General features: G+C 68.0%; 20 protein-coding genes. 4 read left to right on the top strand and 16 right to left on the bottom strand.

Going from position 1 to position 22,619, the window contains the following annotated elements; all coding sequences use genetic code 11:
- Positions 1-8: 8 nt before the first annotated feature.
- Positions 9-677, bottom strand: coding sequence for a DedA family protein (locus FBZ83_RS15765; RefSeq protein ID WP_145684549.1), 669 nt, complete (start codon positions 675-677; stop codon positions 9-11).
- 328 nt (positions 678-1,005) lie between these two features.
- Between FBZ83_RS15765 and FBZ83_RS15760 the strand changes: the two genes are divergently transcribed.
- A complete protein-coding gene (locus FBZ83_RS15760) occupies positions 1,006-2,598 on the top strand; it encodes a methyl-accepting chemotaxis protein (RefSeq protein ID WP_186466099.1) in 1,593 nt (530 codons plus the stop codon).
- Between the two features lie 23 nt (positions 2,599-2,621).
- Here the strand turns inward: FBZ83_RS15760 and mrdA are convergent, their stop codons facing one another.
- The 5 genes from mrdA to FBZ83_RS15735 form a co-directional block, all read right to left on the bottom strand.
- On the bottom strand, positions 2,622-4,499 hold the full coding sequence (mrdA, locus tag FBZ83_RS15755) for a penicillin-binding protein 2 (RefSeq protein WP_137114267.1): 1,878 nt from the start codon (positions 4,497-4,499) through the stop codon (positions 2,622-2,624).
- A 55-nt stretch (positions 4,500-4,554) separates the two neighbouring features.
- Entirely contained in the window at positions 4,555-5,067 is a 513-nt protein-coding gene (gene mreD, locus FBZ83_RS15750; RefSeq protein ID WP_145684544.1) for a rod shape-determining protein MreD, read from the bottom strand.
- Positions 5,064-5,933, bottom strand: a complete 870-nt coding sequence (gene mreC / locus FBZ83_RS15745; protein WP_145678326.1) for a rod shape-determining protein MreC — start codon at positions 5,931-5,933, stop codon at positions 5,064-5,066. Before mreC ends, mreD begins: the two co-directional genes overlap by 4 nt.
- Positions 5,934-6,023: 90 nt before the next feature.
- Entirely contained in the window at positions 6,024-7,064 is a 1,041-nt protein-coding gene (locus FBZ83_RS15740; protein WP_014240000.1) for a rod shape-determining protein, read from the bottom strand.
- A gap of 441 nt (positions 7,065-7,505) precedes the next feature.
- Positions 7,506-8,048, bottom strand: a complete 543-nt coding sequence (locus FBZ83_RS15735; RefSeq protein ID WP_145684542.1) for a TIGR00645 family protein — start codon at positions 8,046-8,048, stop codon at positions 7,506-7,508.
- 182 nt (positions 8,049-8,230) lie between these two features.
- On the opposite strand from FBZ83_RS15735, the gene phoU reads away from it, so the two are divergent.
- Positions 8,231-8,935: a phosphate signaling complex protein PhoU gene (phoU, locus tag FBZ83_RS15730; RefSeq protein WP_145684539.1), complete on the top strand. Its 705-nt coding sequence runs from the start codon at positions 8,231-8,233 to the stop codon at positions 8,933-8,935.
- 181 nt (positions 8,936-9,116) lie between these two features.
- Here phoU and ilvC read toward each other — a convergent pair whose 3' ends face one another.
- The 6 genes from ilvC to FBZ83_RS15700 all read right to left on the bottom strand — a co-directional run bounded on the left by ilvC (position 9,117) and on the right by FBZ83_RS15700 (position 15,731).
- Positions 9,117-10,136, bottom strand: coding sequence for a ketol-acid reductoisomerase (gene ilvC / locus FBZ83_RS15725; RefSeq protein ID WP_014239996.1), 1,020 nt, complete (start codon positions 10,134-10,136; stop codon positions 9,117-9,119).
- A 175-nt stretch (positions 10,137-10,311) separates the two neighbouring features.
- A complete protein-coding gene (gene ilvN, locus FBZ83_RS15720) occupies positions 10,312-10,818 on the bottom strand; it encodes an acetolactate synthase small subunit (RefSeq protein ID WP_014239995.1) in 507 nt (168 codons plus the stop codon).
- 50 nt (positions 10,819-10,868) lie between these two features.
- Positions 10,869-12,632, bottom strand: a complete 1,764-nt coding sequence (locus FBZ83_RS15715) for an acetolactate synthase 3 large subunit (protein WP_145684536.1) — start codon at positions 12,630-12,632, stop codon at positions 10,869-10,871.
- Positions 12,633-12,936: 304 nt separating this feature from the next.
- A complete protein-coding gene (locus FBZ83_RS15710) occupies positions 12,937-14,082 on the bottom strand; it encodes a PLP-dependent aminotransferase family protein (RefSeq protein ID WP_348982508.1) in 1,146 nt (381 codons plus the stop codon).
- An 87-nt stretch (positions 14,083-14,169) separates the two neighbouring features.
- Positions 14,170-15,162, bottom strand: a complete 993-nt coding sequence (miaA, locus tag FBZ83_RS15705) for a tRNA (adenosine(37)-N6)-dimethylallyltransferase MiaA (protein ID WP_145684531.1) — start codon at positions 15,160-15,162, stop codon at positions 14,170-14,172.
- A gap of 80 nt (positions 15,163-15,242) precedes the next feature.
- Positions 15,243-15,731 (bottom strand): cupredoxin domain-containing protein, encoded by a 489-nt coding sequence (locus FBZ83_RS15700; RefSeq protein ID WP_145684529.1) that lies wholly within the window; start codon positions 15,729-15,731, stop codon positions 15,243-15,245.
- Positions 15,732-15,892: 161 nt separating this feature from the next.
- Between FBZ83_RS15700 and serB the strand changes: the two genes are divergently transcribed.
- Positions 15,893-16,789 carry a phosphoserine phosphatase SerB gene (serB, locus tag FBZ83_RS15695; RefSeq protein WP_145684526.1) on the top strand — a complete coding sequence of 299 codons (897 nt, stop codon included), beginning with the start codon at positions 15,893-15,895 and terminating at the stop codon, positions 16,787-16,789.
- An 83-nt stretch (positions 16,790-16,872) separates the two neighbouring features.
- On the opposite strand, the gene FBZ83_RS15690 is transcribed toward serB, so the two are convergent.
- From FBZ83_RS15690 to hflK, 4 genes are all read right to left on the bottom strand, one after another.
- Positions 16,873-18,402 carry a DegQ family serine endoprotease gene (locus FBZ83_RS15690; RefSeq protein ID WP_014239989.1) on the bottom strand — a complete coding sequence of 510 codons (1,530 nt, stop codon included), beginning with the start codon at positions 18,400-18,402 and terminating at the stop codon, positions 16,873-16,875.
- A 257-nt stretch (positions 18,403-18,659) separates the two neighbouring features.
- On the bottom strand, positions 18,660-18,848 hold the full coding sequence (locus FBZ83_RS15685; protein ID WP_014239988.1) for a DUF2065 domain-containing protein: 189 nt from the start codon (positions 18,846-18,848) through the stop codon (positions 18,660-18,662).
- A 122-nt stretch (positions 18,849-18,970) separates the two neighbouring features.
- Complete coding sequence (gene hflC, locus FBZ83_RS15680) at positions 18,971-19,918, bottom strand: protease modulator HflC (RefSeq protein WP_145684524.1); 948 nt, start codon at positions 19,916-19,918, stop codon at positions 18,971-18,973.
- A gap of 11 nt (positions 19,919-19,929) precedes the next feature.
- Positions 19,930-21,096: an FtsH protease activity modulator HflK gene (gene hflK / locus FBZ83_RS15675; protein ID WP_038528604.1), complete on the bottom strand. Its 1,167-nt coding sequence runs from the start codon at positions 21,094-21,096 to the stop codon at positions 19,930-19,932.
- A 184-nt stretch (positions 21,097-21,280) separates the two neighbouring features.
- On the opposite strand from hflK, the gene apbC reads away from it, so the two are divergent.
- A complete protein-coding gene (gene apbC / locus FBZ83_RS15670) occupies positions 21,281-22,453 on the top strand; it encodes an iron-sulfur cluster carrier protein ApbC (RefSeq protein WP_145678336.1) in 1,173 nt (390 codons plus the stop codon).
- Positions 22,454-22,619: the final 166 nt, after the last annotated feature.

Here is a 22,619-nt window from a genome sequence, read left to right as displayed (position 1 = left end):
GGCTGAACTCAGGGACTGAGCGGGGCCCCGGCCACCGGCGGGTCGCCGCCGGGGGATTTTTGGGCGCGGCGGATGCCGTGGAAATGGCTGACCAGCCTGTACAGATAGAGCCCGACCAGAACCACCAGCAGACCCACGGTGAAATAGCCCACCAGGCTGTGCGCGAATGGCCAGCGGGAGAGCATGTAGCCCGTCCAGGCGAGCAGCAGCGTCCACAGGATCGACCCGGCCCCGGAATAGAGGCAGTAGAGCGGGATCGACATCCGGCAGGCCCCCGCCGGGATCGAGATCAGCGTCCGCACCCCGGGCACCGGCTGGGTCAGCAAGACGGCGATCCCGCCATGCTTTCCAAACCACTCCGTGCTTCGTCGGACCTTCCTGGGGTGGATCGTCAGCCAGTGGCCGTAGCGTTTTAGAAACGCCTCCAGCCGGTCGCGGCCCATCAGGCGGCTGGGCAGGAACCACACCAGTTGCCCGGCCAGCGAGCCCAACCCACCGGCCAAGGCAACGCCGAGCAGGTTGTACTCACCCTGCGCCGCCGCGATGCCAGCCAATGGAATGACCGATTCCGCGGGAACGGGCGGGATCACCCGCGCCAGAACCAGCAGCAGGAAAATGCCCACGTAATTCATCGTGTGCATCACATCCACCAGCCAATTGGTCAGTCCGCCGGCCATATCTGCTCACCCAGATTTTAATCCCTCAAAAAACAGCGCGGACGGCGGTCGGTTCCTGGCGGTTATCGCGGCGCAAAACCGCATGTCACATTCAGCTGACAAATGTTTAGATATAAAATAGGTAAGAGACGTACACACTTATGTGTGCAAACAAGCCCCTCCCCTCGAGTCCTGCCACGGCATACCCAGAGAGTCGGGGCTCCAAAAGAGAGTCCTCCCCATGCTCCTAGGCAACCTGAAAATATCCACAAAAATTTTGTCAATCATTGTTCTGCTGGCCACAATCTGTGGCGGCATCACCGCCACTTCCATTTCCGGTTTGGATGCCTTGAATCGCGCGACCGACGAGATCAAGGTGTCGGGTGAGGAGATGAGGATCGGCGCGCGCTTGAACCGCTTGGTGGTCGAGTTGATCCGCGACGAGTACCGGCTGGCTGCCAATCCCAACGACCTTGAACAGGTCACCTCCAGCATCGCCAAAACCCGCGACACCATCGTCACCCATCTCGGCAAGATCATCGAATCCGGCGATCCCGAGCAGAAGCGCCTGTTGGGCGAGTTCTCGACGTTGCTGACGTCCTATTACAACCGGGAACTTCAAGAGACACTGACCGTGGCGCGCCGGATCGGGGCGAACGGAAACGTCAGCGTCCAACGCGAGATTCTCGCCTCGGTGGAGAAGAGCGCCGAGGTTGCGAATAAGCTTCAGCAGATGACTATGGCCTACACCGCCTACACGGACGAGGAGGCGTCCCGCCTGTCGGACGACGCCACCCAACTGGCGGAGCGGCGGACCACCCAGCTCATCGCCGCCGCGTCGGTCGGCATCCTGGCCGGCCTGCTGCTGGGCTGGCTGATGTCGCAGTTCGGCATTGTCCGGCCGGTCAACGCCATCGTCGCCTGCCTGCGCGGCCTCGCCGACGGCAAGCTCGACACCGAGGTCTACGGCACCGACCGCAAGGACGAGGTCGGCGCCATCGCCGCCACCGCGGACGTGTTCAAGCGCAACCTGCTGCACAGCCGCGCCATGGAACGCGAGGCTAAGGAGGCCGAGGCCCGCTCCCAGGCCGAAAAGCGCGCCGCGATGCTCGCCCTGGCCGGCCGCTTCGAGTCGCAGGTCGGCGTCATCGTGAACGACGTCGGCGGCGCCGCCACCGAGCTGCAAGCCACCGCCGCCCAGCTGGCCTCCGCGGTCGAGGAGGTCGGCGCCCAGTGCAACGCCGTCGCCGGCGCCTCGGAGGAGGCCAGCGCCAACGTCCAGACCGTCGCCTCGGCGTCGGAGGAGATGTCCGCCTCCATCCATGAGCTGGCCGAACGCGTCACCCGCTCCGCCGCCCGCTCCAAGGCCGCCGCCGAGGGGGCCAATCAGGCCCAGGCCCAGCTCGACGCCCTGGCCGCCGCCATCGAACAGGTCGACCAGATCGTCGCCTCGATCAACGCCGTCGCCTCGCAAACCAACCTGCTGGCGCTGAACGCCACCATCGAGGCCGCCCGCGCCGGGGAGGCCGGCAAGGGTTTCGCCGTGGTGGCCAGCGAGGTGAAGAACCTCGCCAACCAGACCCACGCGATGACCGAGCAGATCGGCAACCAGATCGCCGCGGTAAAGAGCGCCTCCGGACGGACGGTGGAGGCGATGCGCGCCATCATTACCCAGGTCGAGGACATCGACCGCTCCACCGCCGAGATGGCCGCCTCGGTCGAGCAGCAGAGCGCCGCGACCGGCGAGATCAGCCGCAACGCCCAGCAGGCCGCCGGCGGCACCGCCGAGGTGTCGAGCAACGTCGCCGGCATCCAGCAGGCGGAGGCGGAGACCAGCGCCGCCACCCACAGCGTGAAGACCGCCGCCGACCAGCTGGCCGAGCGTGCCTCAAGCCTCAAGCATCAGGTGGAGCAGTTCCTCGCCGAGGTCCGCGCGGCGTAAGCGGCCGCGCGGCTCCGAAGCCCCTAGCCCCGGGTGCCCCCCGGCGGCGGGGGCGGCGGAGCGCTCTCCGCCACGGCGGCGCGGCCCGGATCGCGCTTCTGGCATTCCAGCAGGATGTCGCGCGCGATCGGCGCCGCCGCGGTGGACCCGCCGCCGCCATGCTCCACGAACACCGCGCAGGCGTAGCGCGGGGAGCTGACCGGCGCGTAGGAGATGAACAGCGCGTGGTCGCGCTCCCGCCAGGGCAGGTCCTCGTTCTTCTTCACGCCGGTGCTGCGCTCCGCCATGGTGATGCGGCGGACCTGGGCGGAGCCGGTCTTGCCGGCCATCTCATAGCCGGGCTCGGTGATGCGCGACTTGTAGGCGGTGCCGTTCGGCGCGTTGGTCACCTCGTAGAGGCCGCGCAGGACGAGGTCGAGGTTCTCCTTCTTGACCCCGATCGGCGGCCAGCTCGTCTGCTCGCCGGACAGCGCCTTGATCTGCTTGGTCAGGTGGGGCTTCACCGCGAAACCGCCGTTGGCCAGCCGCGCCGTCATGGCGACGAGCTGCATCGGCGTGGACAGCACATAGCCCTGCCCGATCGCCGCGATCAGCGTCTCGCCCTGCGCCCAGGGCTTGCCGAGCGCGCCCTTCTTCCAGTCGATGGACGGGATCAGGCCCGGCCGCTCGTGCGGCAGGTCCAGCCCGGTCAGCTGCCCCATGTCGAAGCGGTTGGCCATCTCGGCGATGCGGTCGATGCCGATGCGCCGCGACACGTCGTAGAACCAGACGTCGCAGGAATGGCGCAGCGCGCCGACCACGTCCACCGTGCCGTGCCCGCCCTTCTTCCAGCAATGGAAGCGGTGGTCGCCGAGGTCCATGTGGCCGGGGCAGAAGACCGAGTGGTTGCGGCTGATCAAGCCGGACTCCAGCGCCGCCAGGGCCACCACCGGCTTGAAGGTCGAGCCCGGCGGGTACTGCCCGGCCACCGCCTTGTTGTTCAGCGGGGTTGCCTGGTTGGACAGCAGCTCCTCCCACAGCTCGGCGCTGATGCCCATGGTGAACTGGTTGGGGTCGTAGCTGGGGTGGGAGCACAGGGCGTAGATGCCGCCGGTGTGCACGTCCATCACCACGCAGGAGGCGCTGACCTCCTGCGCCAGCCGCTGCTGCACGAACTTCTGCAGGCCGATGTCGATGGTCAGCTGGACCTCGCGGCCCGGCTGCCCCTCGTCGCGCGACAGCTCGCGGATGACGCGCCCGACCGCGTTGACCTCGAGCTGGCTGGTGCCCGCCGTGCCGCGCAGCGCCTTCTCGTGATACTTCTCCATCCCCGCCTTGCCGATGCGGAAGCCGGGCAGCGACAGAACGGGGTCGCCGTTCAGCTCCGCCTCCGACACGGCGCCGACATAGCCCAGGATGTGGGCGGTCGCCTCCGCCTCCGGGTAGTGGCGGATCTCGCCGACCTCGATGGCGACGCCGGGCAGGTCCGGCGTGTTCATCTCGATGGTGGCGACCTGCTCCCAGGTCAGGTTCTCGCGCACGGTGACCGGCACGAAGCGGCGTTTGCGGTGCAGCTCGCGCATGACGCGGCGGCGGTCGCCGTCGGTCAGCGGGACGATCTTCGAGATCTTGTCGAGCGTGTCCTGGATGTTGCGCGTGCGCTCCGACACCACGACGACGCGGTAATTCTGCTGGTTCACCGCCAGCGGCGCGCCGAACCGGTCGACGATGGTGCCGCGCGACGGGGCGACCAGGCGCAGGCTGATGCGGTTCTCCTCCGCCAGCATGGTGTAGCGCGCGGATTCCACCACCTGCAGGTAATAGAGCCGCCCGACCAGAGCGGACAGACCGGCAAGCTTCAGCCCACCCAGCACGGCGGCGCGGCGGGTCAGCAGGCGGTAGCGGTCGGTGTCGCGGTCCATCGCAGTCAAAGGCTCACATCCCCTGCCAGATCATCCTTGCCCTCACGCCCGCCGATCACCCCTGCAGAAACGCCCGATGGACGCGGATCAGCATCCAGGCGATCGCCGGGAAGAAGGCCATGGTCAGCAGCGCCTGGAACAGCGCCGGCCGGAACGGCAGCACCGTCGCCTGAAGCGCCGAAAAGGCCAGCCACTGGATGCAGGCCACGCCCATCATGACCAAGCCGAAGCCGAACCACATCAGGGCGAAGGTGCTGGACACCAGCACGCGCCGCTGGCTGGACACCGCCCAATGGACCAGCACCAGCACCAGAGCGTTCACCCCCAGCGGTCCGCCGGTCAGCAGGTCCTGCAGCAAACCGATCAGAAAGGCGGTGCCCGGCCCCATCAGATCGGGCCGGTGGATCGCCCAATAATAGACGACGACGGCGGTCAGGAAAGGCGCCACCGACGCATAGCCGGGCAGCGGCACCGGGATCATCCCGGCCAGCGCCAGCATGACCGTCACCGCGAACGGAGCGAGATTCCGCCCCGTCTTGTCCAGCCGCTGCCACAGGGTCAGCGTCATTTCGACTCGGACGACGGTTCCGTCTCGCTTCCCGGCAGGGTGAACTCGACCAGCTGCAGGTGCTCCACCCGCGACAGGTCGACGTTCGGCTGCACACGGACGCCACGTTCACCGGCCGAGGACACCACGCCCACCGGCAGGCCCGGCGGGAACTGCCCGCCGTGACCGGAGGTCACCACCCGCTCGCCCACCTGCACCGGCGCTTCCGGCGGCAGGTAGAGAAGCCGGGTCTGGTCGGAATTGTCGCCCGCCATCACCGCCCGCTGGCGCGAGCGCTCCAGAACGACGGGGATGCGCGTGTTGATGTCGGTCAGCAGGAGGACGCGGGACGACCATTCCCCGACCTCGATCACCCGGCCGACCAGCCCGCTGCCGGCGATGGCCGCCTGCCCCTTGCGCACCCCGTCGCGGCGGCCGGCGGTGACCACCAGCGTGCGCAGGAAAGAGCTGCCCGGAGCGGCGATGACCCGCGCCGTGATGAAGGAGGAGGACGGCTCCGGCGTCGCCTTCAGCAGCGAGCGGAGGCTGATGTTCTCCGCCTCCAGCCGCAGCGCCGCCTGCTTCCACTGCAGCAGCCGCGCGTTCTCCGCCTTCAGCCGCTGGTTCTCCTCGAAGGCGTTCTGCACCTCGACCACCGACTCCACGACATGGGCGGCGGTGGCGGCGGGGCGCGAGATCGCGTCGAGGATCGGGGCGAAGGCGTCGGTCACCCGGGCGCGCGCGCTGTCCACCGACAGCGCGTCGATCCGGCCCACCATCATCAGGGCGATCGAGGCGAGCACCAGCAACAGGAAGGAGAAGCGCTGGGCGAGCGCCCGCAGCGGGGCGGCAAGGCGCACGACGGAACCGGAATTGCGAGGCTTCACAGGATCATCCCGTCCAGGTACGCGATCCGCCCCCGGCTACGCCGGCGAATGGACGAACCACCGGGGGAACCCAAGCGAGCAATACACCAATCAGTAGGCGCTGACCAAGACGTTTCGCAACGTCTTCATCTCTTCGAGCGCCCGCCCGGTGCCCAGCGCGACGCAGGACAGCGGGTCGTCGGCGATCGACACCGGCAGGCCGGTGGCGTGGCGCAGGACGAAGTCCAGGTTGCCCAGCAGGGCGCCGCCGCCGGTCAGCACGATGCCCTTGTCCACGATGTCCGCGGCCAGTTCCGGCGCCGTGTGCTCCAGCGCGACCTTCACCGCCTCGACGATGGCCGACACCGGCTCCGCCAGGGACTCCGCGATCTGCCGCTCGGAGATGATGAGTTCCTTGGGCACGCCGTTCATCAGGTCGCGGCCCTTGATCTCCAGGATGCGGCCCTCGCCGTCTTCCGGCGGGCAGGCCGAGCCGATTTCCTTCTTGATCCGCTCCGCCGAGCCTTCGCCGACCAGGAGGTTGTGGGTGCGGCGGATGTAGCCGATGATGGCCTCGTCCATCTTGTCGCCGCCCACGCGGACCGAGCGGGAATAGACGATGCCGCCCAGCGACAGCACGGCCACCTCGGTGGTGCCGCCGCCGATGTCGACGACCATGGAGCCGGTCGGCTCCGTCACCGGAAGCCCGGCGCCGATCGCGGCGGCCATCGGCTCCTCGATCAGGAAGACGCGGCGGGCGCCGGCGGCCTCCGCCGATTCCTGGATCGCGCGGCGCTCCACGGCGGTGGAGCCCGACGGCACGCAGATGATGACCTGCGGGCTGGCGAAGCTGCGCCGGTTGTGCACCTTGCGGATGAAGTGCTTGATCATCTCCTCGGCGACTTCGAAGTCGGCGATGACGCCGTCGCGGAGGGGGCGGATGGCCTGGATGTTGCCGGGCGTGCGGCCCAGCATCATCTTCGCCTCGTCGCCGACGGCCAGCACCTGCTTCTTGCCGCGGACGTTGGCGATGGCCACGACCGAGGGTTCGTTCAGAACGATGCCGCGGCCCTTGACATAGACCAGGGTGTTGGCCGTCCCCAAATCGATCGCCATGTCGGCGGAAAGCACGCCGAGGAGTTTGGAAAGCATGGACCCGACTAACTCTTCAATGCGGTTGAGACGGCCTTGCCGGCGATGTGCCCGCTCCGGTGCGGAGGGCCACGCCCGCCAACGGTTCCATAGACGAATGCCCCTTCGCGCTCAAGCGGAGAGTGCAGACGGCACGCCTTGCCGAACCCTGTTTCCGGCGCCCGTGGGGCGGATGCCGGCGCCGGTCCGGCGCTCTGGTCGATGGGAGGCGGTCCTTGAGGCAAGGCCGGTCCCGGCGGAATGTCCAATCCCCGAAGTCCTGGCGGAACGCCGTCCTCCGGTGTTCGCCACACTGCCGCGTCAGGGTTAATTTTCCGTCAACAGGAGGCGGAAGCCTCCGGCATCCGGGCCACCGCCCCGCTCGCGCCGGGGGGTATCCTTAGGCTGATTCCCCACCCGCCGCAACGGCTTTGTGTCGGGTTTGAAACCGCTCCGGCGGCCTCAATGATGGTCGGATTTCGCAGCGGCCGCGGCCGTGCCGTGCGCTCCGTGATGACTCCCCTCCAGCCGGTCCATCAGCGCCAGCAGCACGCCGGACAGCACGAAGGTCATGTGGACGACGACCATCCACATCAGGTTCTCCTTGCTGATGTGGTCGATGTTCATGAAGGCCTTCAGCAGGTGGATGCCGGAGATCGCCACGATGGAAGCGATCAGCTTCAGCTTCAGCCCGCCGAAGTCGACCTTGCCCATCCAGTCCGGCCGGTCCTTGTGGTCGGCCACGTCGATCTTCGACACGAAGTTCTCGTATCCCGAAAAGATCACCATCAGCAGCAGGTTGCCGGCCAGCGACAGGTCGATCAGGGTCAGCACGGCCAGCAGCACGTCCTTTTCCTGCATCTCCAGCACATGCGGGACGATGTGGAAGATCTCCTGCGTGAACTTCGCCAGCAGGAGCACCAGCGACACGACGAGCCCGAGATAGAAGGGGGCGAGCAGCCAGCGGCTGGCGAAGATGATCTGTTCGAAACGGCGTTCGATCATGACGGTTGGCGTCCGCGCTCGGTCAAAAGGGGTAGGAGCGACGGACTCTTGCCACTTCGCACATGCGAAATCAACCGTTCCCATGCGGCGCCCGCCGCGCGCCCCGCGGTGACGGCGCTGGCCTGCCGGGCCGCGAACCGGTAAGGTTTCCGGCCGTCCGCCGCACCGATAAGGCCAGTCCCATGAAGCACCCCGCCCCGCACATCGTCACCGCGTTCGAAGACGCCATGAAGCGGCTGAAGGCCAGCATCGTGCAGATGGCGGGCGCCGCGGAAACCCAGCTGGACGGCGCGCTGACCTGCCTGACCCAGCGCAACCCGGAGCAGGCCCGCGCCATCGTCGAGTCCGACGCGCGCCTCGACAGCTATGAGCACGAGATCGAGGCGAACTGCATGCGCATGCTGGTGCTGCGCCAGCCGGTGGCCGACGACCTGCGCGAGGTGATCGCCGCCCTGAAAATCGCCGGCAACCTGGAGCGCGTCGGCGACCACGCCGCCAACACCGCCCGCCGCGCCGTCTCCGTGGCCGAATTCCCCGAATCCCCGGCGATGAGCACCCTGCCCAACCTGGGCCGTCTGGTGCGCCAGCGCCTGACCACCGCGGTGGACGCCTATGTGGACGGCGACGTCGAACTGGCGTTGCGCGTCTGGCGCACCGACGACGAGGTCGACGCGCTCTACACCAGCCTGTGCGAGAGCATCAACCAGTCGGCCGCCCGCCTGCCGGAGATGTTCACCGCCCACATGCACCTGCTGTTCATCGCCAAAAGTCTGGAGCGCATCGGCGACCACGCCACCAACATCGCGGAGGTGGTGCATTTCGTGCAGACCGGCCGGCCGCTGCTCGACGAGCGTCCGCGGGCGGACCGGTCGCGGGGGGATGTGTGAGGGGAATCCTCCGGCTGCCCCCTCCCCGGCCCTCCCCCGCTTCGCGGTGGAGGGAGTTTGGTCCTCTCCCTCGCGAAGCGGGGGAGGGTTAGGGAGGGGGCACAGATCGTCCCAATCCTCCCTCCACAAACGAAAAAGCGCGCCTTACGGCGCGCTTTTCCATGTCCAGTCCAGGAACCGATCAGTTCTTGGACTTGTCGACCAGACGGCGCTCGGCGATCCACGGCATCATGGCGCGCAGCTTCTCGCCGACCTGCTCGATCGAATGCTCGGCGTTGCGGCGGCGGGTCGCCTTGAAGGACGGCTGGCCGGCTTTGCACTCCAGCATCCAGTCGCGGACGAAGCGGCCGGTCTGGATGTCCTCCAGAACGCGCTTCATCTCGGCCTTGGTCTCCGGGGTGATGATGCGCGGGCCGGTCTTGTAGTCGCCGTATTCGGCGGTGTTGGAGATCGAGTAGCGCATGTTGGCCATGCCGCCCTCATACATGAGGTCGACGATCAGCTTCACCTCGTGCAGGCACTCGAAATAGGCCATCTCCGGGGCGTAGCCGGCCTCGGTCAGCGTCTCGTAGCCGGCCTTGATCAGCTCGGTCAGGCCGCCGCAGAGCACGGCCTGCTCGCCGAACAGATCGGTCTCGCACTCTTCCTTGAAGGTGGTCTCGATGATGCCGGCACGGCCGCCGCCGATGGCCGAGGCGTAGGACAGGGCGATGTCCAGCCCGTTGCCCGAAGCGTTCTGGTGCACGGCCACGAGGCAGGGCACGCCGCCGCCACGCTGGTACTCGCCGCGGACGGTGTGGCCGGGGCCCTTCGGCGCGATCATGAACACGTCGAGGTCGGCGCGCGGCTCGATCAGGTTGAAGTGCACGTTCAGGCCGTGCGCGAAGGCCAGAGCGGCGCCTTCCTTCAGGTTCTTGGCGAGGTCGTCGCGGTACAGGTCGGCCTGCAGCTCGTCCGGGGTGAGGATCATCACCACGTCGGCCCAGGCGGCGGCCTCGCCCGGAGCCATGACCGTGAAGCCGGCGGCCTCAGCCTTCTTGATGGTGGCCGAGCCGGGGCGGAGGGCGATGCGCACGTCCTTCACACCGCTGTCACGCAGGTTGTTGGCGTGGGCGTGGCCCTGGCTGCCGTAGCCGACGATGACGACCTTCTTCCCCTTGATCAGGTTCACGTCGGCATCACGATCATAATAGACGCGCATGGTGGTCTTCCTTGGATTTTTCGATCTGGTGGTGCGAGTTTTGCGCAGCGGAATTACTCCACCGGCGAAAGGGCCGCGTCAAGCACAAGACTGTTCGGCAGACCTGCAAAAGGACGGCGGGCTGGGTCGTCTCCCTGTCATGGGTAGCTTCATGGCCCGCCGTTAAGGGCCGGGATCAGAACCCGGTGGCTCCCTTCGACATGGCGACGACGCCGGTCCGGCTGGCCTCGACGAGGCCGAGCTGGGCCATCAGCCCGACGAAGTCGTCGACCTCCGCCGTCGTGCCGGTCAGTTCGAACACGAAGGAGGTCAGGGTGGCGTCCACGACCTTCGCCTTGAAGATGTCGGCCAGGCGCAGCGCCTCGATGCGGCGCTCGCCGGTGCCGGCGACCTTGACCAGCGCCAGCTCGCGCTCCACCGACGGCCCCTCGTCCGTCAGGTCGTGCACCTTGTGCACCGGCACGAGGCGGTCGAGTTGGGCCTTGATCTGCTCCACCACCATGCGGGTGCCGGAGGTGACCAGGGTGATGCGTGACAGGTGGTCGGCGTTGTTCACCTCCGCCACCGTCAGGCTTTCGATGTTGTAGCCGCGGCCCGAGAACAGGCCGATGACGCGGGCCAGCACGCCCGGCTCGTTGTCCACCAGCACGGCGATGGTGTGCTTCTCGATCTTCTCTTCCACGATCCGTACTCCGCCAGAGGGCCTTCAACCGTTCGTCTTGGTCGCCGCGATCAGACCAGCACCATGCCGTCTTCCGGCGTGGCGTCGGACGGGCTGTCCTCCGGACCGAACAGGATTTCGTTGTGGGCCTTGCCGCCGGGGATCATCGGGAAGCAGTTCTCCTTTGGGTCCACGGCGATGTCGATGATGCAGGGGCGGTCGGTGACGGCCAGCATCTTCTCGATGACCTCGTCCACCTCGGCCACCGTGGTCGCGCGCAGGCCGACGCAGCCCCAGCTTTCCGCCAGCTTCACGAAGTCGGGCAGCGCTTCGGAGTAGCTGTTGGAGTAGCGGGAGCCGTGCAGCAGCTCCTGCCACTGGCGCACCATGCCCATGTACTTGTTGTTCAGGATGAAGATCTTGACCGGGGCGCGGTACTGCACCGCCGTGCCGATCTCCTGCATGTTCATCAGGAAGGAGGCCTCGCCCGACACGTCCACGACGATGGCGTCGGGGTGGGCGAGCTGGGCGCCGATGGCCGCCGGCAGGCCGTAGCCCATGGTGCCCAGGCCGCCGGAGGTCATCCAGCGGTTCGGCTCGTCGAAGGGCAGGAACTGGGCGGCCCACATCTGGTGCTGGCCGACCTCGGTCGTCACGTAATGGTTCTTGCCGCGCAGCGCCTCGCGCAGCCGCTCCAGCGCATACTGCGGCTTGATGACCGCCTCGGTGCGGTTGTAGTTCAGGCAGTTGCGGGCGCGCCAGCCCTCGACCTGACCCCACCACTCCTTCAGGGCGCTTTGGTCGGCGCGCTTCTGGCGGGCCTTCCAGATGCGGATCATGTCCTCCAGAACGGCGCCGGCGTCGCCGACGATGGGGATGTCCACCGCGACGTTCTTGTTGATCGAACTGGGGTCGATGTCGACGTGGATCTTCTTCGAGCCCGGCGCGAACTCCGACAGCTTGCCGGTCACGCGGTCGTCGAAACGGGCGCCGATGTTGATCATGACGTCGCAGTTGTACATGGCGAGGTTCGCCTCGTACGTCCCATGCATGCCCAGCATGCCCAGCCACTGCGGGTCCGACGCCGGGAAGGCGCCCAGCCCCATCAGGGTCGAGGTGATCGGGAAGCCGGTCATCTTCACGAACTGGGTCAGCAGCTTCGCCGCGATCGGGCCGGCGTTCACCACGCCGCCACCGGTGTAGAAGATCGGGCGCTTGGCGGTGGCGATCAGCTCGATGGCCTCCTCCACGCGGGCGATCTCGGGCTTCACCTGCGGGCGGTAGGTCTTGTGCTTGACCTCGGTCGGCGGGATGTAGGTGCCGTCGGCGAACTGCACGTCCTTCGGGATGTCGACCAGCACCGGGCCGGGACGGCCGCTGCGCGCCACGTAGAAGGCCTCGTGCATCGTGCGGGCCAGTTGGTTGACGTCCTTCACCAGGTAATTGTGCTTGGTGCAGGGGCGCGTGATGCCGGTGGTGTCGGCCTCCTGGAAGGCGTCGTTGCCGATCAGGTGGGTCGGCACCTGCCCCGACAGGCAGACCAGCGGAATGCTGTCGCACAGCGCGTCGAGCAGGCCCGTCACGGCGTTGGTGGCGCCGGGGCCGGAGGTCACCAGCACGCAGCCCACCTTGCCGGTGGAGCGGGCGTAGCCCTCCGCGGCGTGCACGGCGGCCTGCTCATGCCGGACGAGGATGTGCTTGATGTCGTTCTGCTGGAAGATGGCGTCGTAGATCGGAAGTACCGCGCCGCCCGGATAACCGAAGATGATGTCTACGCCCTGATCCTTCAGGGCCTTGATGACGATCTGCGCGCCGGTCAGCTTCTGTTCGGGCATAGCTCACGACCTTCCAATGGGGGCCCCTCTTTTCACGGGCGGCCCTGTTCCTTCTCAAACCCCGGCGATGGCCTGCTGGGAAAACAAGGGGTTATCCCCAAAGGCGAAGGCCGGGACCGGCAAACTAGACAATTCGTCCATCTTCGGTCAACCCATTTTGCGAATGATCGAAAAGATTTTTTGCCGCAGTTTTTCCAAATATTTCGCAAGCTGGAAAGACCGCCCTCCCCGCAAAGCCGTCCGCAAACGCGAACGGCCTGCCCCGCGGGTGCGAGGCAAGCCGTTGCGCGACGACGGGCGGAGGTTACGCCGCGACGGTCTGAAGCAGCCCGCAGAGGCGGCGGATGCCTTCGCGGATGCGTTCCGGGTTGTTGTTGGAGAAGCTGAGGCGCAGCGTGTTCTTGCCCGAGCGGTCGGCGTGGAAGGCCGAGCCGGGGACGAAGGCGACGTTGGCCTCCTTGATGGCGCGAGCCAGCAGGTCCACCCCGTCGGTGCCCTCCGGCAGCTCGATCCAGACGAACATGCCGCCTTCCGGCTTGGTCCAGGTCACCCCGGCCGGGGCGAACTCGTCCAGCGCGGTCAGCATGGCGTCGCGGCGCTCCTTGTAGCCGGCGCGCAGGCGGCGGATGTGGCTGTCGAAGTTCTGCGACACCACGTCGTGCAGCACGATCTGGTTGATGGTGCTGGTGTGCAGGTCGCCGGCCTGCTTCATCAGGACCAGCCGGTTGATGACCTCGGCCGGGCCGTTGATCCAGCCCACGCGCAGCGCCGGCACCATCGTCTTGGAGAAGGAGCCGCAGAAGAGCACGTTGGTGATCTTCCCGCCGTTGCGGGCGGCATCCAGCGCGACGAGGGACGGGATCGGCTCGCCCTCGTAGCGCAGCTCGGTGTAGGCGGCGTCCTCGACGATCGGCACGCCGTGCTTGGCGCAGAGGTCGAGCAGCGCCTCGCGGCGGGCCAGCGAGATCGTCGTGCCGTTGGGGTTCTGGAAGTCGGGGACGAGGTAGAAGAACTTCGGCTTCTGCTCCAGCGCCGCCTCAACCGCGGCGAGGTCCGGCCCCTCGGCGTCGCCGGGAACCGAAAGATACTGCGGCTCGTAGGGCGAGAAGGCCTGGAGCGCGCCGAGATAGGTCGGGCGGGTCACCAGGATCTTTTCGCCCGGCCCGATCAGCAGCTTGCCGACGAACTCCAGCGCCTGCTGCGAGCCGCTGGTCACCAGCACCTCGTCCAGCCCGGCCTGGATGCCGCGGCGGCCCAGATAGGCGCAGATCCACTCGCGCAGCGGCGTGAAGCCCTCGCTGATGGTGTACTGAAGCGCGCCGCCGGCCCCGCTGTTGGACTGGAAGATCTTCTCATAGGCGCGGGCGATGGCCGCGGTCGGGAAGAAATCGGGGTCCGGGATGCCTCCGGCGAAGGAGATAATTTCCGGCCGTTCGAGCAGCTTCAGCAACTCCCGGATTTCCGAAGCTCCCATACCGGCGACGCGACCGGCAAACACGTTTCCCCAATCGACCGTCACTTTCAATCCTCCTGAGGGTCAACGACGCAACGTCGTTTCAAGATAGGTCAGTATTGCTTCACTAAGTGGTCTTGTGTAGAGCGAATTGATCGTATGGCAGCCATGCAGCGCGGAGGCCGGAGGCCGCGCCGCGAGCTGGTGGCGGAACCATGTGACCTGCCGCTTCGCGTAGCGGCGCGTCGATTGCTGAGCCAGCGCAATGGCTTCGTCGAGGGTCAGCGCGCCGCGCAGATGGTCGCGCAGTTCCGGCACGCCCAGCGCCTTCATCGCCGGCAGGTCGGGGGCGAGGCCAAGCGCGTCGAGCCGCCGCACCTCCTCCAGCGCCCCCTGCCCCATCATCACGCGGAAGCGGCGATCGCAGTTGGCGTAAAGCGCGTCGCGCGGCGGGTCGATCACCAGCACGGAGAACAACAGCCCCTCCGGCGCGCCCTCGGCGCGCTGGGTCTGCCAGTGGGACAGCGGATGGCCGGTGGCCTCCAGCACTTCCCAGGCGCGGGTCAGGCGGGTGGTGTCGCCGGGGTTCAGCTTGGCCGAGGTCGGGTCGCGGCTCACCAGCTCCGCACGGAACGCCTCGCCCCCCAGCTTTTGGAGCCGGGCGTGGGCGGCCTTGCGGACCTCGTCCGGGACGGCGGGAACGGCGCTCAAGCCCTCCATCAGAGTGCGCAGGTAGAGACCGGTGCCACCGACGACGATGGGCAGGCGCCCGGCGGCGTGGACCGCGGCGATCTCGGCCAGCGCCATGTCGCGCCAGCGCGCCGCGGACCCGCGCTCCGCCGCGGAAAGCACGCCGTAGAGGCGGTGCGGGGCCTGCGCCAGATCCTCCGCCCCCGGACGGGCGGTCAGCACGTCCAACTCGGCGTAGAGTTGCATGCTGTCGGCGTTGATGACCGTGCCGTTGCGCGCCAGGGCGATGTCGAGCGCCATGCCCGACTTGCCCGAGGCTGTCGGGCCGCCGATCACCACCACATGCCGGTGCTGCACATCCCGGTTGCGCGGGCTGTCCTCTGCCATGTCGCCTTGCCTGACGTTCCTCCGGCTACAGCGTATGGCAGGGGAAGGCTCGGCTTGGCAAGAACGACCAGTGCGGGACCTCAGCGAACCGTGATCGTCCCGGTCATGCCGAAGCCGCTGTGCAGCGGTTCGTGGCAGGCCAGGTCGTAGGTTCCGGCCTCGACCGGAACGAACTCCACCACGTCGGTCTGGCCGGCGGGAATCTCCAGATTCACCAGGGCCGGCGTCTCCACGGCGCCTTGCGCGGTGGTGACCCGGCGCACCGCGATGGCCTTGAAGAAGCCTTCGGAGGTGAAGGTGTGCGCGACGTTGCCACGGTTCTCCAGCGTCAGGCGGTACGGGGTTCCCCGCTCGAAGGCCAGACGGTCGGGCTGGAACCGGAACTCGTCCAACTGAACCGTCACGGGGCGGGCCTGCGCCCAATCCACCGCGGAGACGCGCGCCGCCACGTCGCCGACATAGCCGGGCGGAGGTCGCTGCGCCAGATCGGTCCCGGCGCCGCATCCGGCCAACAGCAGAGTGAAAGCGAATATGGACGGGGTGAGAAGGGTGGCAGGCCGCTGGATCATGGACGAACCCTCCCGCGATTTGAGCGGAAACGCGACGGGAGGCGCGCGGGTCCCCGGCGCGGAATGTCTACGACGCTTGGCGGAGTGGGTTGGCGCAAACTCCCGGCTGTGCTAGGGAGCGCGCGCGCCCTTCCCCACGGCTCTTCCAGGATCGCCCCGCCATGAGCGCTGTCGTTACGCTGATCGCCGCCGCCTCCGCCGTTCTCGACGAGCAGGCCGTGCAGGCCGCCCGCGCGTCCCTGACCGCGCTGGGAGCCGACACCGCCAAGCCGGACTGGCTGGCGCTGGACCGCGCCTGCGACATCGCCGAGGAAGGGCTGGTGCCCGAGCAGGCCGAAGCCGCCGTCCGCCGCGCGCTGGACGGCCTTGCCATCGACGTGATCGCCCAGAAGCCGAGCAACCGGAAGAAGCGCCTGCTGGTCGCCGACATGGAATCGACGATCATCGAGCAGGAGATGCTGGACGAGTTGGGCGATTACGTCGGGCTGAAGGACCACATCGCCGCGATCACCGCCCGCGCCATGAATGGTGAGATCGACTTCAAGGGCGCGGTGCGCGAGCGGGTCGCCCTGCTCAAGGGCCTGAACGAGAGCGTCGTCGACGAGGTGTGGCAGCGCGCCACCCTGATGCCCGGCGCCAGGACTTTGGTGTCCACCATGCGCGCCAACGGGGCGACCTGCGTTCTGGTCTCCGGCGGCTTCCGCTGCTTCACGGAGCGGGTGCGCCAGTGGGTCGGCTTCGACGACGACCGCGGCAACGTGCTGGAGGTGGTGGACGGCGTCATGACCGGCGCGGTGGTCGAGCCGATCCTCGACAAGGACAGCAAGCTGGAGGCCCTGCTCGCCTACGCCGGGGAGCGCCACGTCCCGACCGTCGAGACGATGGCCGTCGGCGACGGCGCCAACGACCTGCCGATGCTGCTGGCCGCCGGGCTGGGCGTCGCCTTCCACGCCAAACCGACGGTGGCCGCCCAGGCCCGCGCCCGTGTGGACCATGGCGATCTCACCGCCCTGCTGTTCGCCCAGGGCTACCGGATCGGGGAGTTCGTGGAGGGCTGACCGTCCACCAACGCACCTCACAAAGCGAAAGGGCACCGGCGGTCTCCCGCCGGTGCCCTTTTCGTTTGGGGACAGCCCCCGGATCAGCCCTGGCTGAGCGGGATGGCGACGAAGCGCAGGTCGCCGTGACGGTCCACCAGCAGCAGGATGGACTTCTTGCCCTGCTCCTTGGCCTTCTGGATCTTGGACGTCACGTCCTCCGGCTTGCGGACCTCCTCCTGGCCGACCTCGATGATGACGTCGCCGGCGCGGATGCCCTTCTCCGACGCGGTGGAGTTGCCGGCCACCTCGGTCACCACGACGCCCTTCAACTCGGGCTTGATCTCGAACTGCTGGCGCAGCTCGGGCGTGATGTTGGTAAGCTTCAGGCCCAGCGTCTCGGTCGGCTTCTGGGCCGGGGCCTGCTGCGGCTGGCGGCGCTGCTCCTCCGGGTTGGCGGCGAGAAGGCCCGATTCCTCGGCGGCCTCAAGCTCGCCCACCTTCACCTGGAGCTGCTGCGACTTGCCTTTGCGCCACACCTCGATCGGGACGGCCTTGTCGATCGGCGTTTCGGCAACGACGCGCGGCAGGCGGCGCATCTCGTTGATTTCCTTGCCGTCGAACTTGGTCACCACGTCGCCCGCCTGGATGCCGGCCTTGGCCGCCGGGCCGTTCGGGGTGATCGAGGCGACCAGCGCGCCCTTGTGGCCCTGCAGGCCCAGGCTCTCGGCGATCTCCGGGGTCACGCCCTGGATGCGCACGCCCAGCCAGCCGCGGCGGGTCTTGCCGTACTCGCGGAGCTGCGCGACCACCTGCTTGGCGAGGTTGGACGGGATGGCGAAGCCGATGCCGACCGAACCGCCCGACGGCGAGAAGATCGCCGTGTTGATGCCGATGACCTCGCCGTTCAGGTTGAACATCGGGCCGCCGGAGTTGCCGCGGTTGATCGAGGCGTCGGTCTGCAGGAAGTCGTCGTAGGGGCCGGCGTTGATGTCGCGCTGGCGGGCCGAGATGATGCCGGCGGTGACCGAGCCGCCCAGGCCGAACGGGTTGCCGATGGCCAGCACCCAGTCGCCCACGCGCATGGCGTCCGAATCGCCGAAAGGAACGGCGACCAGCGGGTGGCTGGTGGTGATCTTCAGCAGGGCGACGTCCGTCTTCGGGTCCTTGCCGATCAGCTCCGCCTTGATGTTGGTGTCGTCCTGCAGGATGACGGTGATCTCGTCGGCGTCCTGGATGACGTGGTTGTTGGTGACCACGTAGCCGTTCTTGGCGTCGATGATGAAGCCGGAGCCGAGCGAGGTCGACTTGCGCGGCTGCTGCGGCTGGTCCTGCTGCTGACGGTCGAAGAAGTCGCGGAAGAACTCCTCGAACGGCGAGCCCGGAGGGAACTGCGGCATCTCGGGACGGGCGCCCTGCTGGCGCTGCGGCACCGCCTGGCTGGTGGAGATGTTGACCACGGCGGGCAGCAGCTTTTCCGACAGGTCGGCGAAGCTGGTCGGCGCCGGGCGCGACTGGGCCATGGCGGGGGTGCCGACGGCGGCGGACAGCCCCAACAGGAGAGCGGCGATCAGCGGCACGACGCGCAGCCGGCGGCCGGATTCGGCGCGGTGGATGGGGTGGTTCGGGTTCAACTCAGCTCTCCCTGCCGGACATCCGGCACCTTCTTGTTCCAATCGGCCATCTGTTCCAATCGGCCCGCGGCGTCCTGCGACTCGCGGCCCGAGGGGGCGCTTCACCGATCCGTGTGCCGGATGTAATCCCCGCGCGTCATCGCTTCAAGCAAAGGCGCACGGAGCCCATCCGCCACGGAGGACGCGCGAGTATAGAAGTCGGAGTATGGCCGGAAAATGGCGGCGGGGTCCAGCGACGCGCGCGCGGCAAAAGGGTGTCAGGCGCCGCGCAGAAGCCAGACGAATCCGACGCCTGCCATCGCCGTCACCAGCCCGACGGTACGCAGCCGGTTCTCCGGCATCGTCAGCGCTTCGACGATCAGACGCCGCATCGCGGACGGGAACAGCGCGTAGAGCACGCCCTCGATCACCAGGACCAGGGCCAGCGCGGTGAGAAAATCCGTCATCGGTCGAGCGGCATTTCCGAGAAGGAAGGCTGGGCGGGAAGACAAAATCGGGGTGGGAGAACGGGAGCCCCCACCCCACCCCCTCCCCCGGGACGGGGGGAGGGGGAGACGAGCGCGACGTCTTACTGCTGCTGGGCGGTCGCCGGGGCCGGGGCCCGCTGCGGCACGGCACCATTGCCCGAAGCCGGCGCCGGCTGGCCGTTGCCGCCGCCGGTGATGTCGCCGAAGTAGCGGAAGAACTCGCCGCTCGGGGACAGCACCATGGTGGTGTCGTCCTTGTTCAGCGACTTCCGGTAGGCTTCGAGCGTCCGGTAGAAGCTGTAGAACTGCGGGTCCTGCGACGTCGCCTCGGCGATCATCTTCAGCGCCTGGTTGTCGCCCTCACCGCGCAGGATCTGCGAATCGCGCTGCGCTTCGGCCAGGATGACGGTGCGCTCGCGGTCCGCGCGGGAGCGGATCTGCTGCGACTGCTCCTGACCCTGGGCGCGGGCCTCGGCGGCTTCGCGCTCACGCTCCGACCGCATGCGGGCGAAGATCGACTGGCTGGTCTCCTCCGGCAGGTCGGCGCGGCGGATGCGGACATCGACGATCTCGATGCCGAAGCGCTTCGCCTCGTCGTTCACCTGCCCGCGGATGTCGTTCATCACGCGCGGACGCTCGTCCGACAGGATGGCGAGCAGCGTCACGCTGCCGAGAACGCGGCGGAGCGCCGAGTTCACGATGGCGTTCATCCGCGTCTCGGCCACCGCCTCGTTGCCGGCGGTCTGGTAGAAGCGCAGCGGGTCCAGGATGCGGTAGCGCGCGAAGGCGTCCACATCCAGGCGCTTCTGGTCGGCCAGGATGACCTGCTCCACCGGCGGGTCGAGGTCGAGCACGCGTCGGTCGAGGATGCGGACTTCCTGGATGAAGGGAACCTTGGCCTTCAGGCCGGGTTCGCGGATGACGCGCATCGGCTCGCCGAACTGGAGGACGAGCGCCTGCTGCGCCTCGTTCACCGTGAACAGCGAGGCCGAGGCGAGCACGCCCGCGGCGAGGATGCCGATGCCGGCGACCAACAAAGTGCGGTTCATGGCATCCCTCCTCAACGGGCCGGCTGCTGGCCGGCGGGCCGCGCCGGAGCAGGCTGGAGCTGGTTGAGCGGCAGATAGGGAACCACGCCCTGGGCACCCTGCGCGTTGCCGTCGATGATGACCTTGTTGGCGCCGCTCAGGATCTCTTCCATGGTCTCCAGATACATGCGCTTGGCGGTCACGTCCTTGGCGGTCGAGTAGGCGTCGAACACCTTGCGGAAGCGGTCGGCGTCACCCTGGGCCAGGTTCACGACCTGCTCGCGGTAGGCGGACGCTTCCTGGATCAGCCGCTCCGCGTCGCCTCGGGCGCGCGGGATCACGTCGTTCCGGTAGGCCTCGGCCTCGTTGCGGGCGCGCTCGCGGTCGGCGCGGGCGCGCTGCACGTCGTTGAAGGCGTCGATGACGGGCGACGGCGGGTCGGCCTTCTGCAGCTGCACCTGCGTCACCTCGATGCCGCCCTCATAGTCGTCCAGCATGGCCTGGAGGAGCTGGCGGGTGGAGGTTTCGATCTGCTGGCGGGCCTCGGTCAGGGCCGGCTGCAGGTCGGTGCGGCCGATGACCTCGCGCATCGCGCTTTCCGCCGCCTTCTTCACGGTGGCCTCGGGGTCGCGGATCTTGAACAGATACTCGCCCGCGTCCTTGATGACCCAGAAGACGGTGAAGTCGATGTCGATGATGTTCTCGTCGCCGGTCAGCATCAGCGACTCGTCGGGAACGTCACGGTCGCCGCGACGCCCGTCGCCGGCCGAGCGGTAGCCGACCTCGATGCGGTTGACGCGCGTCACCTTGGGCATCAGCACCGTCTCGATGGGCGACGGCAGGTGGTAGCGCAGGCCGGGCTGCTCGGTGCGCACCCACTGGCCGAAGCGCAGCACGACGCCCTGCTCGTCCGCCTCGACGCGGTAGATGCCGCTGGCCAGCCAGACCACGGCCAGCAGGCCGACGACGAGCGCGATGCCCCGGCCGCTGCCGACGCCGCCCGGCATCACCCGCTTCAGGCGGTCCTGGCCGCGGCGCAGCAGATCCTCCAGGTCCGGCGGCTGCGGCCCTCCGCCGCCGCCACCACCGCCGCCTCCACCGCCACCCGGCGGACGGCCCCACGGATTCTGACCGCCGCCACCCGGCGGAGGACCCCAGGGGCCGCCACCGCCGCCCCCTCCCTGATTGCTCCACGGCATTCCGTTCGTTCCCCTTCGCGCTCTCTCAATTCTTGGGACGGAAATTCCGGAAAACAAATCGTTTCCGGACCGTCCGATCCCTTTACCATTATTGTCCGCCGGCCCTATAGTGCCCATCCCATTCGGGGAAGGATTTCACCGACGGATATCCGCCAATATCGGGAAGGAAGCGGAGTTTTCAACCATGGCGCAGGTCAGCGAAGCTCAAGTCCTTGAAGCTCTGAGGACGGTTGTCGATCCGGAACGGGGCAAGGACGTCGTCAGCCTCGGCATGCTTTCCGGCCTTGTCGTGCGTGACGGGCACGTCGCCTTTTCGATCGAAGTGGACCCCAAACGCGGCGCCCAGGCCGAGCCGGTGCGCCACGCCGCCGAGAAAGCGGTGGAGGCCCTGCCGGGCGTCCTGTCGGTCACCGCGGTCCTGACGGCGCACCGCCCCGCCGGGCAGGGTGCCGCTCCGCAGCAGGGTCACGGGCACGATCACGGGCATTCCCATGGCGGGCATGGCCACTCCCACGGCGGCCACTCCCATGGGCAGCCGGCGGAGCAGAAGCCGCTGGTGCCGGGCGTGAAGGCCATCGTCGCCGTCGCGTCGGGCAAGGGCGGCGTCGGCAAGTCCACCACGGCCAGCAACCTCGCCCTCGCCATGGCGGCGAACGGGTTGAAGGTCGGGCTTCTGGACGCCGACATCTACGGCCCGTCCATGCCGCGCATGCTGGGCATCTCCGGCCGGCCGACCAGCCGCGACGGCAAGATCCTCGAGCCGATGGAGAACTACGGCATCAAGGTGATGTCGATGGGCTTCCTGGTCGCCGAGGACACGCCGATGATCTGGCGCGGCCCGATGGTGATGAGCGCGCTCCAGCAGATGCTGCGCGACGTGAACTGGGGCACGCTCGACGTTCTGGTGGTCGACATGCCGCCGGGCACCGGCGACGCCCAGCTCACCATGGCGCAGCAGGTGCCGCTGGCCGGCGCGGTGATCGTCTCGACCCCGCAGGACATCGCGCTGCTCGACGCCCGCAAGGGGCTGAACATGTTCCGCCGCGTGGACGTGCCCGTCCTCGGCATCATCGAGAACATGAGCTACTTCTGCTGCCCCAACTGCGGCCACCGCACGGACATCTTCAGCCACGGCGGCGCCCGCAAGGAAGCGTCCGACCTGGGCATGGAGTTCCTCGGCGAGGTCCCGCTGCACCTCGACATCCGCGAAACCTCCGACCAGGGCCAGCCCATCGTGGTGTCCCAGCCCGAGTCGGAACACGCGAAGGTCTACCGCGGGATTGCCAAGCGCCTGTGGGAGAAGATCGCCGGCGAGCAGGGTCCGGCGCGAGCGGCGCCGCGGATCGTGGTGTCGTAAGGGGGCGTGCTTGCCCCCACCCTTCCCACGGCTTGCGCCGCGGGCCCCTTCCCTCCCCCGCTTCGCAGGAGAGGGAGTTTTGTCCCCTCCCCTGCGTCAGCGGGGGAGGGATAGGGAGGGGGCAATGTTTTGCCGGGGGCAAGAACCCCCCATATTCCGTCCCTCG

The organism is Azospirillum brasilense (assembly GCF_007827815.1).
GTDB lineage: Bacteria > Pseudomonadota > Alphaproteobacteria > Azospirillales > Azospirillaceae > Azospirillum > Azospirillum brasilense_C.
Note: the sequence above shows the minus strand (reverse complement) of the source record. Positions and strands in the feature narration are given on the sequence as shown.